Here is a 16,124-nt window from a genome sequence, read left to right as displayed (position 1 = left end):
CGGCGACCCGGACCGGCCGCGAGCTAGCGGCCCCTCGGGCGGCCTGCCCGCGGCCGCCCCGGATCGGGTCGCTCCTACGCCGTGGAACGCGAGCCGTTCGGCCGGTCGCTCCCTCGGCCCGCCCGTCTCACTCGGTGCCGAGCTCCTTGCGCCACCCGGCCTCCTTCTGGATGTACTCGTTGTCGGCGAACTCCGCGAAGTCGCTCGCCTCGGTCACGCGCCGCACCTCCAGCTTGGAACCGGGACCGAGCGGGCAACGGGTCGCCCATTCGAGGGCCTCCTCCTCCGAGGAGGTCTGAATGATCCAGAAGCCGCTGAACAGCTCGTGGGTCTCCCCGTACGGGCCGTCGCTGACGATCGGCGTCTCGGCGTCGAAGTCGACCACGAAACCCGCCTCGTCGGCGAGACCCTCCCCGGCGAGGAGCACCCCCGCCTTCATCAGTGCCTCGTTGTACTCGCCCATCGCGGTGATGATCTTCTCGAAGTCCATGGTCTTCGACGCCTCGACGGCCTCGGCGGTGGCACGCATGATCAGCATGTACTTCACGGGGTTTCTCCCTCGGGTCCGGGGCGCGGCTCGCGCCCTCCTGCTCCCTCGTCGAACGGGAGCCGCCAGGATCGACACGGACGAGCAAGTTTTCTTCCGGCCGTATCGTCGCCGGCGCCGGCAGGTCCGGTTCGTCCCGTGGCTCATCGAGTGCCTGCCGCACGTGTCGGCGCCGGGACGCCCGCGGTCTCAGGTGAGGGAGACGTCCACGGTCATCCGGTCGGCGCCCGGGGTGCCGAGGACTTTGATGGTGACGCCCGACCATTTGCCGGTGGGCAGGTTGAGCGGTGGGCGGGTGTTCTCGCCCAGCCGCGCGTTGCCCAGCGACGGGTAGAGGTCGTTGCTGTCGCCGCGGTTGCCCCGGCCGAAGATCCTGCCGAGGTCGCGGCGCCCGTCGGCCTGCAGGAGCTCGATGGCCAGGGCGGTCTCGTCGTCGACGTCGGCGATCGCCTCGTCGACGACGTAGACCGCGATGCCCTCGTCGGGCAGGAACGCGTCCTGGCCGCGGCGGCGCCGGTACTCGACCACGATGTACTGGCGCTCGGTCATCCGGTCCGGGTTCTGGATGAACAGCATGCCGCTGCCTTCTGCGGCCGGCGCGAGTTCGAGGTCGGAGGTGGTGCGGGTGACCAGCGTCGGTTCGGTCCAGCCGTGGAACATGCGCAGCATGCCGTTGGGGAACGTCGGTGTCAGGCCGGAGTTGCCCCAGGAACCGGCGGCCATGAGGCAGTAGTCGCCGAGGCCGGCCGACCGGGTGAGCTGCTGCTGGCCGGTGTCGTAGTAGTCGGCCCACCGTGCGGCGAGGTGGCCCCACTCGTGGGCGCAGACGCCCATGGCGCAGTCTTCGGGCACCGTGAGGTAGGTGCGCACGGCCAGGTCGGGCGCGACCGGGACGTCCCCGGGAATGAGCCATTTGTGGCTCCAGACGTCGTCGTTGCTGAGGGTTTCCTCGGCGCCTCGGCCGGAGTGGACGATGAACAGCGCGGTGATCAGGCCCTCGTCCAGCGCGTCGTAGGGGGTGAAGTCGATGCCCTCGGCGAGGGCCGCGCGGACGGCGTCGCGGGCCAGCCCTTGCGCGTTGCGCGGGAAGTTCAGGTTCATGCCCGAGTTGCCGTCGGTGTAGAAGCTCAGCGGGTTGGGCATGCGGAACCAGCCGTGGACCTCGCCCTGCACGTCGATGCCGCCGTCCGCGCCGTCGAAACCGCTGACGGCGCGGTAGTACTCGCGCATGCTGCCGGTGACGAACGTGGCGTCGGCGCTGAACAGCATCTGCTCGTAGTGCGCGGGCCCCCGGTGCGGGTCGTGCGGCACGTCGGGGAAGTCGACGAGCAGGACCAGCGTGCGGACCACGCCGCGCAGGGGCCGATCCGGATGGGTGATGAGCTCCCGATCGGTGCTCGGGGCCTGCCGCAGCTCGCCGTCGTCGAGCCCGACCACGTTCTCGCCACGACGCCCGGAGCGCCACACCGCGTAGTACTGGTCGAAGGTCAGGTCCGGGGGCAGCCGGCGGGCGTCGCGCAGCTCGACGAAGCGCGTGTAGAGCTGGGTGAGGGCGCGCGGTGACGGAGGCACGAGGCAGGCGCCCAGGATGCAGGGGCGGTGGCGGACGGGCTTGAGGGCGTGTCGCATTTGTCGATCACCTCGACGGGGCTGGAGGAGGCCGGGTGGACGCCGGCGTGTAGCCAGGAGTCGGCGGACGACGCGTTGATACGACGGATACCGCCCGTGGAGACCGCGGCTGGAGCTCGAGCGGGCCGGCCAGGTGCGGGGCCGCCGTCTTGTAGGCGGTCCTCGAGCTCTCACCGGGGAAACAGCCAGGTGATGCTGCGCAGCGCGGCCTCGGCGTACCCGGTGCGCCCACTCGCTTGCCCGTAGGCCAGGTCCTCCAGCGCCGCGCAGCGCGCAAAGAACGTGATCCGCGGCAAGGCATCGTCGTCGAGGCCGCCGTAGACCCGCAGCGCCTCGGCAAGGAATCCCGGACCGAAGTCGCGGTACAGCCGCGCGAAATCCAGCGCCGGGTCGGTGACCGCCGCGTCGGACCAGTCGATCACCCCGGTCACGCCGCCCCCGTCGTCGAGGAGGTGCTCCGCACCGAGGTCTGCATGCGCCAGGACGCGCCGCCCCGACGGCTTCGGGACGGACGCGTGCACGACCCGCAGGAGCTCGGGCGGCCCGTCGAGATCGGCCAGCCACTCGCCCGGGTCGGCGTCCTCGACCGGGACGAGGCCGGCGACCGCGGCGACGTCGACGGCGTGCAGCGCGCGCAGGAACCGGCCCAGCCGAGCGGCGGTACCGGGCGCGGCGGCACGGCCGAGCAGCGGTCGTCCTGGCAGCAGCCGGTAGGCCAGGACACCCGCCGCCGCGTCGGCGAAGCGCGGCCGCGGGACGGGAAGCGGCACCCGCGGCGCGACGATCTCGAGCAGCCGGGCCTCGCGCACCACACCGGGACGGTCGGCGACGCGGAGCACAAGGTCGCCGGCGACCAGCACGACGTGGTCGAGCCCCCGGCCCAGTTCCCGAATGCGGGCCCCGGCCAACTCCGGGGCGTGCCTACGCAGCGCCCTGGCCGCGCGCTCCTGCGCAAGGTTCCCCACAGCCGAGCACGCTAGCCGGGCCGCCGCCGGAATTCTCCGACGCCAGGAACCACCGTCGTGAGCCGGAACCGGGCGACGACCCACCCGAACAGGCGGAAGGGGAGGAGCTGATCCGGCCGTGGCTCGGTCTGGTCTAGCTCGCTCCGCCGGGACGAGACCGGCTCGGGGAGGCCATCTTCCGCGCGGCCTCCCGCACGGCGCACACGATGCCCTCGTATCCCGTACATCGACACAGGTTCCCGCTGATGAGCGCCCTGATCTGCGCATCGTCCATCTCCTCGACGCGGTCGAGCACGGGCTCGACGGACATGAGGAAGCCCGGGGTGCAGAACCCGCATTGGAGCCCCTGCTCGGCGTGGAACGCCTCCTGCAGCGGGTGGAGCGCCCCGTCGCGCTCCGCTGCGAGCGCTTCCACGGTGCGGACTTCCCGGCCGTCCACCTGCACGGCGAACAGCAGGCAGGACCGCACGGGTGAGCCGTCGACCTGCACGGTGCAGGAGCCACACACGCCGTGCTCGCAGCCGACATGGGTGCCGGTCAGCCGTGCCTCGTGGCGGATGAAGTCGGAGAGCAGCATGCGGGGGTCCACCGCCCGCTCGACAACCGCACCGTTGATCGTCACCGTGATCCGGATCCTGGTCATGCCGGCACCCCTTCCCGGGCCCGGCCCCGCGCGGTGAGCAGGCTCCTGGCCACGAGCGACTCGATGAGGTCGCGGCGGTACTCGCCGCTGGCGTGCAGATCGGACGTCGGGTCCAGGTCCTGCACCGCCCGCGCCGCGCTGCGAGCGGCGCTCTCCGCGGTCACCGGTCGTCCGACCAGCTCGGCCTCGGCCCGGGCCGCGCGGATCGGGGTCGGCGCGGCCCCGAGGAGGGCGATGGCCGCCCGGGTGCACGCTCCGTCGGGGTCCAGCGACACCGTGACGGCGCAGCCCCCGAGCGCGAAGTCCCCGTGGCGGCGCGTGAACTCGTCGAACCGGCACCCGGTCCCGGCCGGGAGCGCCGGAACCACCGTTTCCACCAGCAACTCGTCGGGTTGCAACGACGTCTGCAGCTGGCCCACGAAGAACTCCGACCAGTGCAGCTCGCGCGCCCCCGACCGGGAGCGCACGACGAAGCCGGCGTCCAGCGCGGCCAGCGCGACGGGGAGCTCCGCGGTGGGATCGGCGTGGGCCAGGGATCCGCCGATCGTGCCCGCGTTGCGGATCTGCGGGTGTCCGACCAGCCGAACGGCTTCGGTGAGCAGGGGCCAGTGCCGTTCGACCAGCGGTGACTCCTCGAGCACGGCGTGCCGGGTCAGCGCCCCGATCCGCAGCCGGGACCCCTCCCGGCGGATGTAGCTCAGCTCGGCCAGCCCGTTGATGTCGACGAGCAGGCTCGGCCGGGCGAGCCGGAAGTTCATCAACGGCACCAGGCTCTGGCCCCCGGCCAGCACCTTGGGCTCCTCGTCCTCGGCGGCGAGCAGGGCCAACGCCTGCTCCACGCTTCGCGGCTTCTCGTACCGGAACGGCGCGGGTTTCACGGTCCCTCCCCAGCTTCCTGCCCGCGCCGCCGGCCGGGGCGGGCGCGGCGGCATCGGGTGATGACCACGGCGGCCAGGAGCGACGCGGCCAGCCCCGCGACCACGGTCCGGGCCGCCGGCCGGGCCGGCTGCTCCTGTCCGGCACGGGACCGCGCCTCGATGGCGTCCGCGATCTGCGCGGCCAGCGCGGCACCGGCGCCGGGATGGGCGGGAACCCCGGCGTCGAGGACCTGCGGCTGCGCCCGCAGCGTGCACCGCGGGCCCGTGCCGAGCAGGCGGACCCGCAGCTGCAGCCTGGTGATCGCTCCGGTGCGCGGCTCCGCCCCGGTGAACGACAACGTCGCGACGTGGCGATCCGCGTCGGCGTCCACGACGTGCAGGAAGCCGCGGCACGGCGGGCCGCCGTCCCCGGCCGGCAGCGTCACCCGGACCCGGGGCCGAGGAGCCGGCGGGTCCTCCCCCGCTCTGGTCAGCAGGCCGGGCCGGCCTTGCGCCGCGGTGAGGACCTGCCAGGCCGCGGCCAGCGGGGCCGCGACGGGGTGCTCGTGGACAGCGGTCATGTGGTTGCCCCCGAGACCCCGGCGAGCGAGCCCACCCGGCCCCGGCCGAGCCGCTCGCGCGCCGCGGCGCGCGCCCACTCCAGCCCGACCGGCAGGGTGTTGCACTCGCTCCCCAGGGCGTCCGCGACGGCGTTCGCCACCGCGGCCCCGGGCCCGAGGGTGCCGCTCTCCCCCACCCCCTTCGTCCCGGTGGGCGAGTCGGGTACCGCCACGGCGAGGTGGTGGATCTCGATCGGGACGAACTCGCTCGCGGTGGGCACGAGGTAGTCCATGAGCGACGCCGTCTGGGGCTGGCCCTCGGCGTCGTAGACGAAGGACTCGAAGAGCGCGCCGGCGAGGCCCTGGGCGACGGCGCCGCGCACCTGCCCGTCCGCCACCAGCGGGTTGATCACCCGCCCGCAGTCCTCGGCCACGACGTAGCGGTCGAGGCGGACGCGGCCGGTCGTGGGGTCGACCTCCACGATGCACGCGTGCACGCCGTACGGGTAGACGGCCTGGGGAGGGTCGTAGCGGCGGGACAGCGCGTAGCGCCCCGCCGGGGCCCGCGCGACGACCTCGCCGACCTCGAGCGCGTTCCCCGGTGAGCCGATCACCCGGACCCGGCCGTCGACGACCTCGAGGTCGTCGACCGCGATCTCCATGAGGTCGGCGGCGTCCTCCCGCAACCGCCGCACGATCTCCTGGCAGGTCAGCGCGATGGCACCGCCGCCGGACACCGCGCTGCGGCTGGCGAAGGTGCCGTTGCCGTGCAGGCCGGCGACCGCGGTGTCCACCGGCGCCACGGTCACGCGCTCCATCGGCACGCCCAGCTCGTCGGCGGCCAGCTGGGCGAACGTGGTGGCCAGCCCCTGCCCCGCGGCGGGCAGCGTGGTCCACACCGTCGCGGCACCGTCGGCGTCCAGCGCCACGTGGGCTTCGTCGAAACCGGCCAGGCCGCGCATCCCCCGCCGCTGGAACACCGCGGAGCCGACGGCGCAGTACTCGACGTACGCGGCGATGCCGAGGCCGAGGAGCCGCCCGTCGCGCAGCGCCTCCTGCTGCCGCGCCGCGAAACCGGGGTAGTCGACGGCGTCGAGGGCCGCGTCGAGCGCGGCCCCGTAGTCGCCGCTGTCGTAGCGCTGGCCGGTGATCGAATGGTGCGGCATGTCCACCGCGGCGACCAGGTTCCGGCGCCGGACCTCGACCCGGTCCACGCCGGTCGCCGCCGCGATGAGGTCCATCACCCGCTCGTGCACGAACGTCGCCACCGGCAGGCCGACGCCGCGGTACGCCCCCTCCGGACACTTGTTGGTCGCGACGGCGCGGCTGCGGAACCGGTAGGCGTCGAGCCGGTAGGGGCCCGGGATCATCGACGGGGTGCCCATGGCCTCGAGCAGGTGGCCGTGGGCGAACACCCCGTACGCGCCGACGTCGCAGACGACGTCGACGTCCAGCGCCCGCAGCCGCCCGTCGCTGTCGGCCGCCAGCCGGACGTCGAGGTGCTGGTCGCGGGCGTGGCAGGCCGCCGTCAGGTTGTCGGCCCGGTCCTCGATCCACTTCACCGGCCGGCCCAGGCGCAGCGCCACCGCGGCGGTGGCGATCTCCTCCGGGTACACGTGCGCCTTGAGGCCGAACCCGCCCCCGACGTCCGGGCAGACAACGCTGACCGCGTCGGTGGCGATCCCGAGGTGCTCGACGAGGGCGCGGTGCAGCATGTGCGGGCTCTGCGTCGAGGCGTGCACGCGCAGGCCGCCGTCGTGCGGCTCCACCAGGATGCCCCGCGGCTCCATCGGCACGGCCGTCTGGCGGGGCGAGCGCAGCCTGCGCCGGAGCACGACGGCCGCGTCGGCGAAGGCCTCGTCCACCGGCCCGGCGGTGAACTTGTTCTCGTAGAGGACGTTCGTCGGGTGCGGCTCGTGCAACAGCGCGGGAGGACGCGTCGCGGAGTCCAGCGGGTCGACGACGGCCGGTAGCGGTGTGGCGTCGAGTTCCACCAGCTCCGCGCCGTCCTCCGCGACGTAGGGATCGACGGCGATCACCGTCGCGTACGGCTCCCCGACGAAGCGCAGCAGCCGGTCGGCCAGGATCGGCCGGCCGATCTCGACCGCGCCCACGGTGTCCAGCGGCGGTGTCAGGTCCGGCAGGTCCAGGTCGCGGGCGCGCAGGACGGCGACCACCCCGTCGAGCGCGGCGGCCTGCGCCGTGCGCACCTCCCGGACGGCGGCATGGGCGTACGGGCTGCGGACGAACCGCAGGTGCAGCACGCCGTCGACGTGCAGGTCGTCGACGAAGCGGCCGGCGCCGCGCAGCAGGGCCGCGTCCTCCCGGCGCGCGATCGGCCGTCCGACGTAGGACGCTGTCTCGCGGTCGGTCACGGCCTCCGCTCCCCCTCGGTCCACCGGCCGTTCAGCACTCCACGAGCTCCCGCCCGAACTGCGGGGTGAGGTTCTCGTAGCCGTCCTCGGTGACCAGGAGGTTGTCCTCCAGGTGGTAGCCCTCCCGGCCGTCCACGAAGATCGGCTCGACGGCGAACACCATCCCCGGCTCCAGCACCGTGTCCGAGTGCGCGGCGATGAACGGCTCCTCGTGCAGGCTCAGGCCCAGGCCGTGGCCGAGGAAACGGATGGCGGGTGCCATGGACCGGGCACCGAACTCCCGCACGAAGACGTCCCACACCTCGCGGGTGCTGACCCCCGGCCGGATGGTCTCGCGGATGACGTCGAAGACGTCCTGCATCCGGGCCCACGTCCGGCGCTGGCGCTCGGAGGCGGAACCGACCACCACCGACCGTCCCGTGTCCGACAGGTACCCCTCCTTGGTGACGAAGACGTCGAACTTCACCGGCTCCCCGGCGATGAACGGGGTGCCCCCCGGTGACGGGTTGGAGTAGATGCTGCGCTCGCCCGCCGCCACCTGGATCATGACGATCTTGTCGGCGCCCAGGGCGAGCGCCCGGTCGGCCACCAGCCGGTACGCCTCGCGCTCGGTCATCCCCGGCCGCAGTTGCGGATAGGCGTCCATCTGCGCCCGTACCGCGATCCCGGCGGACTCCCGCAGCAGCGCGATCTCTCGTTCGGTCTTGACCATCCTGGCCCGGGCGAACGCCGCCGCGGCCGGCCGCCAGCCCACCTTCGGAGTGAGGCGCTGCAGGTCCTGCCAGCGGTCCGCGGGGAACGCGTCGAGTTCGATCCCGACCGCGCCGTCGGTGATGCCGAGGTCCGACAGCATCCCGGCCAGGACGGCCATCGGGTCCTCGGTGAACTCGTCGTAGGGATAGAGACGTTCGATGGAGCTGCGGTCGCGGGCCTCGTCCACCTCGTTGGCGGTGAGGAGCATCGCCGACTGCCCGTCGCTGGTGCACACCGTCACGAACTGGCGGTTGCGCATCCCGAGGCTCTGCGACGGAACGGTGTACCCGGCGCCGTAGGCGACGTTGTCCGGCGAATGGGCGACGAGGGCGTCGAGCCCGAACTCACGCATGGCGATCTGCTGTCGTGCGAGGACTTCTCGATCCACGGCACACTCCTTGTCGGATACGGGAACGCGGTCGGTCGGCGCGGTCGGTCGGCGCGGTCGGTCGGCGCGGTCAGTCGGCGGTCGTGAACGCGGGTGCGACCTCCTTGGCGAACCGGGTGAGGTTGTGCGCGGTCAGCTCGGCCGACGCCGAGGACACGAGCGAGACCGAGCGGGCGCCGCGGTCGAGGACGGCCGCGATCCGCTCCACGAGGCGCGCCGGGGTGTCGACGAGCACCACGCACTGGACCGACTCGTCGCTGACCGCGGCCGCGGCCTCGGCCGCGCGACCGGCCGCCATCAGGCCGACGACGCGTTCGAGGTTCTCCTCGGCCACGCCGATCCGGAGCATCGCTTCCGGCGGACCGACCTGCATCATCCGCCCCACCCACGACCGGAACCGGTCCAGCTCGGACCGCGGGTCATCGGACACGACGACCACCTGCCACGACACCACGTCCACCGTGGTGTCGCGCCCGGATCCCTCGACCCCGGAGCGGACGCAGTCCACGGCGTGCGCCATGCCGGCGCCGTTGAACAGCGACTCCACGAGCACCCCGTCGGCGGTCCGCCCGGCGAGTTCGAGCATCTTCGGTCCGCGCGCCCCGAGGTACAGCGGGATCTGCCGGGTCACCTCCACGCCGAGGCGGACCTCCGGGGCGTCGTCGGCGAACCTGACCGGCTCGCCGCGCAGCAGCGCGGTCACCGCCGCGATCCCGTCCCGGACCCGGCCCAGCGACCCGGCCGCCGGAAAGCCCATCGGCCGCACCACGTGGTCGATGTTGCCGCTGCCCAGGCCGAGCGTGAGGCGGTGCCCGGACAGCTCGTCCAGGCTGGCCGCGACGCGGGCGATGTGGGCGCTGTGCCGGGTCAACGGGGTGGTGATCCCGATGCCCACACCAATCCGGTCGGTGCCGCCCGCGACCGCGGCGGCGAGGACGAACGGGTCGTGCAGGAAATCCTGGTCGGGGATCCACATCGTGCGGTACCCCAGGGACTCGCCCAGCCGGGCGAGGTCCACGATCTCGGCCAGCGGCGCGTTCGGCAGGAAGCAGAAGTCGAAGGCCGGCCCCGTCACCGCTCGCCCCCGGGCAGCAGCCCCGACTGCAGCAGGTCGTCCAGTTCGCCGACGTCCACCCCGGCCAACCCCATCCGATCCATCGTGAGCCCCTCCTGCGCGTAGTCTCGCCCCGACACGGCCGACGCGATGGTCACCAGCGCGTCGATCGTGGGCGTCGGCACGCCGCCCAGCCGGGCCCAGCCCGCCCAGGGGACCAGCCCGAAACCGACGTCCTCGTGCACGTAACGGTGGTCCATCGTGGACGGCGACCGGAACCACCAGTTGGCCTCGCTCGCCTGCAGGCAGGCGTGGGCGCTGCCGGTCGCCGCCGCCTCGGCCGTCGTGTAGCCGGCCTGGTGGAAGATCTCGGCGAAGGTGGGCACCGTGACACCGAGCGCAGCGGCGATGCCGAGCCGCTCCCGGTCGACCTCGTCGATGACCCGCCCGACCGACTCCGTGGTGCCCTCGCGGTAGAAGTAGAAGTCACCGCGGGTGTGCTCGATCCAGCCCGTGTTCAGCAGCACCTGCGCCGGGTGCTCGACCGCGTTGATGTTGACCAGCCCCGTGTCGAGGACACTGCGCTGCAGCGTGACCGCGGGATAGAGCTCGGCGACGACCGAGCGCAGCTCCTCCCCGCGCTTGCCCGGGAAGGCGGCGAACGGCACCGCCGGGGCCAGGTTGGAGATCGTCACCGTGGCCGGGTCCTGCCGCCGGCAGGCGTAGGTCAGGGTGGATCCCTCGCACACCCCCAGCTCGCCGCGGAACCCCGATCGGCGTAGCTCGGTGGTGAAGGCGAGCGCACCGCCGGTACCGCCGGGGTTGAGGAACACGGGCTGGCCGTCGCCCAGCACCGGCGCCAGCGCCGCCGCGTAGCCGGCCAGGGCGGTGGCCGGAACGACCAGCATCACCAGGTCCGCGCCCGAGACCGCCGTACCGAGATCGTCGGTGAGGGTCGCGACCGCGGCGTGCCCGCTGCCCGCCGCACCGTCGAGCCGGATCCCGCCGGCCTTCCTGATGGGCTCCAGGCTCTCGCTGCGCCGGCTGTAGAGGCGGACCTCGAAGCCACGCAGCGTGAGGTCGGCCGCCGCGGCGAGGCCTCCGTTGCCGGCGCCGAGCACCGCTACCGATGTGGGCATCCGGACTCCTCGTTCGTGTGCGGCGTGCCTGCTCGGGGGAGGCGGTCGCTCATTCCGCGTACTTCCGGATCTTGTCGACGTCGACCTCCACCCCCAGGCCGGGCCCGTCGGGGAGCAGGACCACGCCGTCGCGGAACCCGAACGGCTCGCTGACCACGTCGTCGACGTAGTACACGCCCGCGACGCTCGGCCCGGCTGCACCGTCCACGGTGGTCACCGGGCAGACGCTCGGCAGCCAGGCGTTGCGGGTGGCGGTGGCCAGGTGCAGGTTGGCCGCGTTGCCGATGCCCATCTCGATCGATCCGCCCACGTCGCTGTACATCCCGTACTGCGCCGCGATGTCGGCCTGCTGCCGGGCCCGGTACAGCCCACCCGGCTTGGTGACGTAGAGCGAGTAGCAGGCCGCCGCGTTCATCTCGTGCAGGCGGACGATGTCGAGGGCGGTCCAGGCCGACTCATCGGCCATCACCGGGACCGAGACACCGGCCGCCACCTTGGCCATCGCCGCGTCGCCCGCCACCGGCTGCTCGCACAGCATGATGTCGAACTCCTGCTGCGCGGTGGTGACCGCGATCGCCTCGTGCACCGTGCGGTAGCCCTCGTTGCCGTCGACCCGGATGCGGATCTCCGGGCCGAGCGCCTCGCGTAGCCGGCCGACGAGTTCGACGTCGCGCTGCGCGTCGTGGCCCGTCTTGACCTTGATCGTGCGCGCGCCTTCGGCCACCGCCGTCCTGGCCTCCGCGACGCACTCGTCCATCGGCAGCAGGCCGAGGGAGTGCGCGAGCTGCACGCCGTCCCGGAACTTTCCGCCCAGCAGCGCCCACACCGGCCGGCCGAGTCCCTTGCCCGCCGCGTCGTAGCAGGCGATGTCCAGGGCCGCCTTCGCGTACGGGTTGCCCTTCACCACGGCGTCCATCCGGTCATGGATCACCGCGATGTCCAGCGGATCGCATCCGGTGATGGCCGGCAGGAGGTAGTCCTCGCCCAGGTGCACGACCGTCTCCGGCGTCTCGCCGTAGTGCACGCCGCCGGGCCCGCCCCAGGTGGCCATCGCCGGGGCCTCGCCCCAGCCGCTGACGCCCTCGTCGGTGTCGATGCGGACCAGCGCGTGCCGCCCGATCGACACCCGGGTGTTCGACGCCCAGGTGTGCTGCCGCCGAAGCGGAAGGGTCACGATGAAAAATTCACCGCCGGTGATCCTCATGCCGAGGGTCCTCCCGTGATCTCGTCGTGGTCGGTCCGAACGGACCGCCTCATGTCGTTTCGCCGTCCCCGGCGAGACGCTGGAGCAGATCGCTGCTCGTCAGCGTCCTGCGTGTCGACTCCAGGTGGTGTGCCGCCGCCGACCGGGCCTTCGTCCCGCTGCCGCTGCGGATGGCCTTGACGATCGCGTCGTGCTCCCTGACCGACCGGCGCGCGCGCTCGTCGAGGGAGAAGAGGGCGTTGCGGGACTGCTCGAAGAGCTTGTTGAGCTCCTCGAGCAGGTCCAGCAGCAACGAGCTGCCGCTCGCCCGCGCGATGGCGACGTGGAACGCCACGTCCGAATCGATCAGCTCGTCCATCGCCGCCGCGGGGTCACGCGCCGCGATCCGGAACCGCTCCTGGGCGTCCTCGATCGCCGCGAGCGCCGGTTCGTCCGCCTTCGTCGCCGCTTCGGCCGCGGCGAGCTCGTCCAGGGCGCCCCGGACCTTCATCAGGTCGAGGATCTCGTCGCGGTGCACCTGCAGCCAGCCCGCGAAGGGCGACTGGTAGCGGCCCCTCGGCCCCATCGCCACGAAGCTGCCCCGCCCGTGGCGGATCTCGATCAGGCCCACGGCCTCCAGGGAGCGCAGCGCCTCCCGGATGCTCACCCGGCTCACGCCGAGCGTCGTCCCGAGCTCGCTCTCGGAGGGCAGCTTGTCACCGGGCGCGTAGTCGCCGCTCGTGATCGCCGCGAGGATCTGCTCCTTGACGGCTTGCGATCGTCCGGTCGACGACAGGTTCTTGAAGGTCATGACACCCTTGTCCTTCGGACGGGGGAAGCGGGGAGCCGAGCATCCCCTCCCCCGCACAGGTCAGCGCGAGTAAACCGGGGGCGGCGGTCAGGTGACCATCTCGGTCCCGACGGAATCCGCGTCCCGTACGGGGGCCGCGACCGCCGAGGTGAGCCAGATGGCCGCGGCGAGCGACAGCACCGCTGTCGCCACCATGTACCAGCCGACCGAGGCGACGGTCCCCGTGGCGGCGACCAGCGCGGTCGCGGTGATCGGGGCGAGGGCGCTGCCCACCACGGTGCCGAGCTGGTAGCCCAGCGAGAGGCCGGAGTACCCGATTCGGGTCTCGTACACGCCGGCGAAGAAGGCCGCCATCGTCCCGTAGGTGGCGCTGTAGGGAATGAACAGGAGGACGAACCCGAGCAGGGCCGGCACGAAGTCGCCGGTGGTGAGCAGCCACAGCCACGGGAAGGCCATCAGGGCCATTCCCACGATGCCGATCATGAAGACCCGCTTGTGCCCGACCCGGTCGGACACGTGGGAGAACGTCGGCATCAGGACGAAGGCCAGGATCTGCCCGAGCAGGACCAGGACCAGCATCTCGCTGTAGCTGAAGCCCACCGTGGTGGTGCCGTAGCTGAGGCTGAACACCGCGGCCAGATAGACGGTCACGCCGGTGGACACGTAGGCGCCCGCGGTGAGCAGGACCTGCCTCTTGTGGTTCCGCAGGACCGTCACGAGCGGCGCCGTCTCCACCCGCTCCGACTTCGCCACCCGCTGGAAGGCCGGGCTCTCCTCCAGCGAGAGGCGGATGACGATGCCGACGATGACGAGGACGAAGCTGGCCAGGAACGGGATCCGCCACGCCCAGGCGAGGAGCTGCTCCTGGGAGACCTGCGTGGTGATCAGGAGGAAGACCGCGTTGGAGATGATGAGCCCGGCGGGCGACCCCGCCTGCACCCAGCTGCCGTACCAGCCCCTGCGGTTCGGCGGGGCGTGCTCGACGGTCATCAGGACCGCCCCGCCGTACTCCCCGCCGACGGACAGCCCCTGCAGGATGCGCAGCAGCACGAGCACGATCGGTGCGGCCACGCCGATGGTCTCGTAGGTCGGGAGCAGACCGATCGCGCCCGTCGCCACTCCCATCATCATCAGCGTGATGACGAGCATGGGTTTGCGACCGAACCGGTCGCCGAAGTGCCCGAAGATGATCCCGCCGAGCGGCCGCGCCAGGAAGGCGACGCCGAACGTGGCGAACGACAGCAATGTGCCCACGAGCGGTTCGTAGGACGGGAAGAACAGCTTGCTGAAGATCAGCGCGCTGGCCGTCCCGTAGAGGAAGAAGTCGTACCACTCGATGGTCGTGCCGATGAAGCTGCCCAAGGCAACTTTCCGTGAGCTTCCGGTCATCGCCCCTCCAAGGGGATCAGCGCCACCTCACTCACCTGCCGCTCAGGTGTGGAGTGGACCTTGCGTGATGCGAATCACCACCGATCGGTGGACAGACCGTAGCCAGCCATTAGTCATCAGTCAACAGATGTAGGACAACTAACTTGTGTCGTCCGTTCCGACGCCCACGGCGAGGGCACCGGCCTCCCCAGCGGTGCCCTGCCGCTGCCGAGGGCCCGTCCGCCGGCCGGCCCGCGGTGACGGCGGGGCCGGCTCGTCCGCCCCGGCCCGCATCGCGGTCCGGGATCGCGGTCCGGCCGAGGGCGGCGTCGCGTTCGGCGGCGGTGCTCCGCCGCGGCCGGGGTCGTTCAGGAAGCGAACGCCTCCGGCGGCGGGCAGGAACAGACCAGGTTGCGGTCACCGTGCGACTGGTCGATGCGGGCGACCGCCGGCCAGTACTTGTCCGCGGTCCGCCCGGCGGGGAACACGGCCTGCTCCCGGGTGTAAGCGCGGTCCCAGTCGCCGAGCAGGGCGTCGACGGTGTGCGGGGCACCGCGCAGGGGGCTGGACTCGGCGGTCCAGGTCCCGGCCGCCACCGCGTCGATCTCCGCGCGGATGGCGATCATCGCGTCGCAGAAGCGGTCGATCTCGGCCAGGTCCTCGGACTCGGTCGGCTCGACCATGAGCGTGCCCGCGACCGGGAAGCTCATCGTCGGGGCGTGGAAACCGAAGTCGATCAGGCGCTTGGCGACGTCGTCGACGGTGACGCCGGTGGCGCGGGTCAGGGGCCGCAGATCGAGGATGCACTCGTGCGCGACGAGTCCCGCCTCACCGGTGTAGAGCACCGGGAAGTGGGTGGCCAGCCGGGCGGCGATGTAGTTGGCGGACAGCACCGCCGCCCGGGTGGCCGCGGTCAGCCCGGCCGCCGACATCAGCCGGATGTAGGCCCAGCTGATCGGCAGGATGCCGGCGCTGCCGAACGGGGCGGCGCTCACCGGCCCGATCCCGTCGCGGCGCGCGGGGTCGGGGTGCAGTGGGTGGGACGGCAGGAACGGCGCGAGGTGCGCCGCCACGGCCACCGGGCCGACGCCCGGGCCCCCGCCGCCGTGTGGGATGCAGAAGGTCTTGTGCAGGTTCAGGTGGGAGACGTCGCCGCCGAACGCGCCGGGCGCGGCCAGGCCGAGCAGCGCGTTGAGGTTGGCGCCGTCGACGTAGACCTGCCCCCCGTGCTGATGCACCGTGCGGCACAGCTCGGTGATCCCCTCCTCGTAGACGCCGTGCGTCGACGGGTAGGTGACCATGATCGCGGCGAGCCGGTCGGCGTGCTCGGCGCACCGGCGGTCCAGGTCGTCGAGGTCGACCGTGCCGTCGGGGCGGGCGGCCACCACCACGACGCGCATCCCGGCCATCACCGCCGAGGCGGCGTTCGTTCCGTGGGCGCTCGACGGGATCAGGCAGACGTCGCGGTGGCCCTCCCCGCGAGATCGGTGGTAGCCGCGGATCGCGAGCAGCCCGGCGAGTTCGCCCTGGCTTCCGGCGTTGGGCTGGATCGAGACCCGCGCGTAGCCCGTCGCCTCGGCCAGCCAGTCCTCGAGCTGGGCGATGAGCCGGAGGTAGCCCTGGGCGGCCGCGGCGGGCGCGAACGGGTGCAGATCGGCGAAGCCGGGAAAGCTGATCGGCTCCATCTCGGTGGTCGCGTTCAGCTTCATGGTGCACGAGCCCAGCGGGATCATGCCCCGGTCCAGCGCGAAGTCCCGGTCGGAGAGCCGCCGCAGGTAGCGCAGCATCGCGGTTTCGGAGCGATGCCGGTGAAAGACCGGATGGGTCAGGTAGGCGGTGGTGCGGATCAGGG

Annotated in this window: 14 protein-coding genes; all 14 read right to left on the bottom strand. The window is 72.5% G+C overall.

Translation table 11 applies throughout. From position 1 onward, the window contains the following. Positions 1-127: 127 nt before the first annotated feature. Positions 128-538 carry a YciI family protein gene (locus tag HF519_RS19775; protein WP_211170287.1) on the bottom strand — a complete coding sequence of 137 codons (411 nt, stop codon included), beginning with the start codon at positions 536-538 and terminating at the stop codon, positions 128-130. A gap of 198 nt (positions 539-736) precedes the next feature. Further along, positions 737-2,176 (bottom strand): M6 family metalloprotease domain-containing protein, encoded by a 1,440-nt coding sequence (locus tag HF519_RS19770; protein WP_169414469.1) that lies wholly within the window; start codon positions 2,174-2,176, stop codon positions 737-739. A 170-nt stretch (positions 2,177-2,346) separates the two neighbouring features. Then, positions 2,347-3,141 carry a phosphotransferase gene (locus HF519_RS19765; protein ID WP_169414457.1) on the bottom strand — a complete coding sequence of 265 codons (795 nt, stop codon included), beginning with the start codon at positions 3,139-3,141 and terminating at the stop codon, positions 2,347-2,349. A gap of 133 nt (positions 3,142-3,274) precedes the next feature. Continuing rightward, on the bottom strand, positions 3,275-3,784 hold the full coding sequence (locus HF519_RS19760) for a (2Fe-2S)-binding protein (protein WP_169414468.1): 510 nt from the start codon (positions 3,782-3,784) through the stop codon (positions 3,275-3,277). Further along, complete coding sequence (locus HF519_RS19755) at positions 3,781-4,662, bottom strand: FAD binding domain-containing protein (protein ID WP_312860222.1); 882 nt, start codon at positions 4,660-4,662, stop codon at positions 3,781-3,783. Before HF519_RS19755 ends, HF519_RS19760 begins: the two co-directional genes overlap by 4 nt. Further along, positions 4,659-5,222 (bottom strand): hypothetical protein, encoded by a 564-nt coding sequence (locus HF519_RS19750; RefSeq protein WP_169414466.1) that lies wholly within the window; start codon positions 5,220-5,222, stop codon positions 4,659-4,661. Before HF519_RS19750 ends, HF519_RS19755 begins: the two co-directional genes overlap by 4 nt. Then, a complete protein-coding gene (locus HF519_RS19745; RefSeq protein ID WP_169414465.1) occupies positions 5,219-7,576 on the bottom strand; it encodes a xanthine dehydrogenase family protein molybdopterin-binding subunit in 2,358 nt (785 codons plus the stop codon). Before HF519_RS19745 ends, HF519_RS19750 begins: the two co-directional genes overlap by 4 nt. A 31-nt stretch (positions 7,577-7,607) precedes the next feature. Beyond that, complete coding sequence (locus HF519_RS32990; protein ID WP_169414464.1) at positions 7,608-8,717, bottom strand: M24 family metallopeptidase; 1,110 nt, start codon at positions 8,715-8,717, stop codon at positions 7,608-7,610. 70 nt (positions 8,718-8,787) lie between these two features. Then, complete coding sequence (locus HF519_RS19735; RefSeq protein WP_169414463.1) at positions 8,788-9,792, bottom strand: LLM class flavin-dependent oxidoreductase; 1,005 nt, start codon at positions 9,790-9,792, stop codon at positions 8,788-8,790. Next, a complete protein-coding gene (locus tag HF519_RS19730; protein WP_169414462.1) occupies positions 9,789-10,910 on the bottom strand; it encodes an NAD/NADP-dependent octopine/nopaline dehydrogenase family protein in 1,122 nt (373 codons plus the stop codon). Before HF519_RS19730 ends, HF519_RS19735 begins: the two co-directional genes overlap by 4 nt. 49 nt (positions 10,911-10,959) lie before the next feature. Beyond that, complete coding sequence (locus tag HF519_RS19725) at positions 10,960-12,114, bottom strand: mandelate racemase/muconate lactonizing enzyme family protein (protein WP_169414461.1); 1,155 nt, start codon at positions 12,112-12,114, stop codon at positions 10,960-10,962. 49 nt (positions 12,115-12,163) lie between these two features. After that, positions 12,164-12,904 (bottom strand): FadR/GntR family transcriptional regulator, encoded by a 741-nt coding sequence (locus tag HF519_RS19720; protein WP_169414460.1) that lies wholly within the window; start codon positions 12,902-12,904, stop codon positions 12,164-12,166. Positions 12,905-12,991: 87 nt separating this feature from the next. Then, a complete protein-coding gene (locus HF519_RS19715) occupies positions 12,992-14,266 on the bottom strand; it encodes an MFS transporter (protein ID WP_246244634.1) in 1,275 nt (424 codons plus the stop codon). A 374-nt stretch (positions 14,267-14,640) separates the two neighbouring features. Beyond that, on the bottom strand, positions 14,641-16,124 hold a 1,484-nt coding region (gene gcvPB / locus HF519_RS19710; protein WP_169414458.1), incomplete at its 5' end, for an aminomethyl-transferring glycine dehydrogenase subunit GcvPB.

Origin of the sequence: Pseudonocardia bannensis, assembly GCF_012911875.1 — a bacterium.
Lineage (GTDB): Bacteria > Actinomycetota > Actinomycetes > Mycobacteriales > Pseudonocardiaceae > Pseudonocardia > Pseudonocardia bannensis.
Note: the sequence above shows the minus strand (reverse complement) of the source record. Positions and strands in the feature narration are given on the sequence as shown.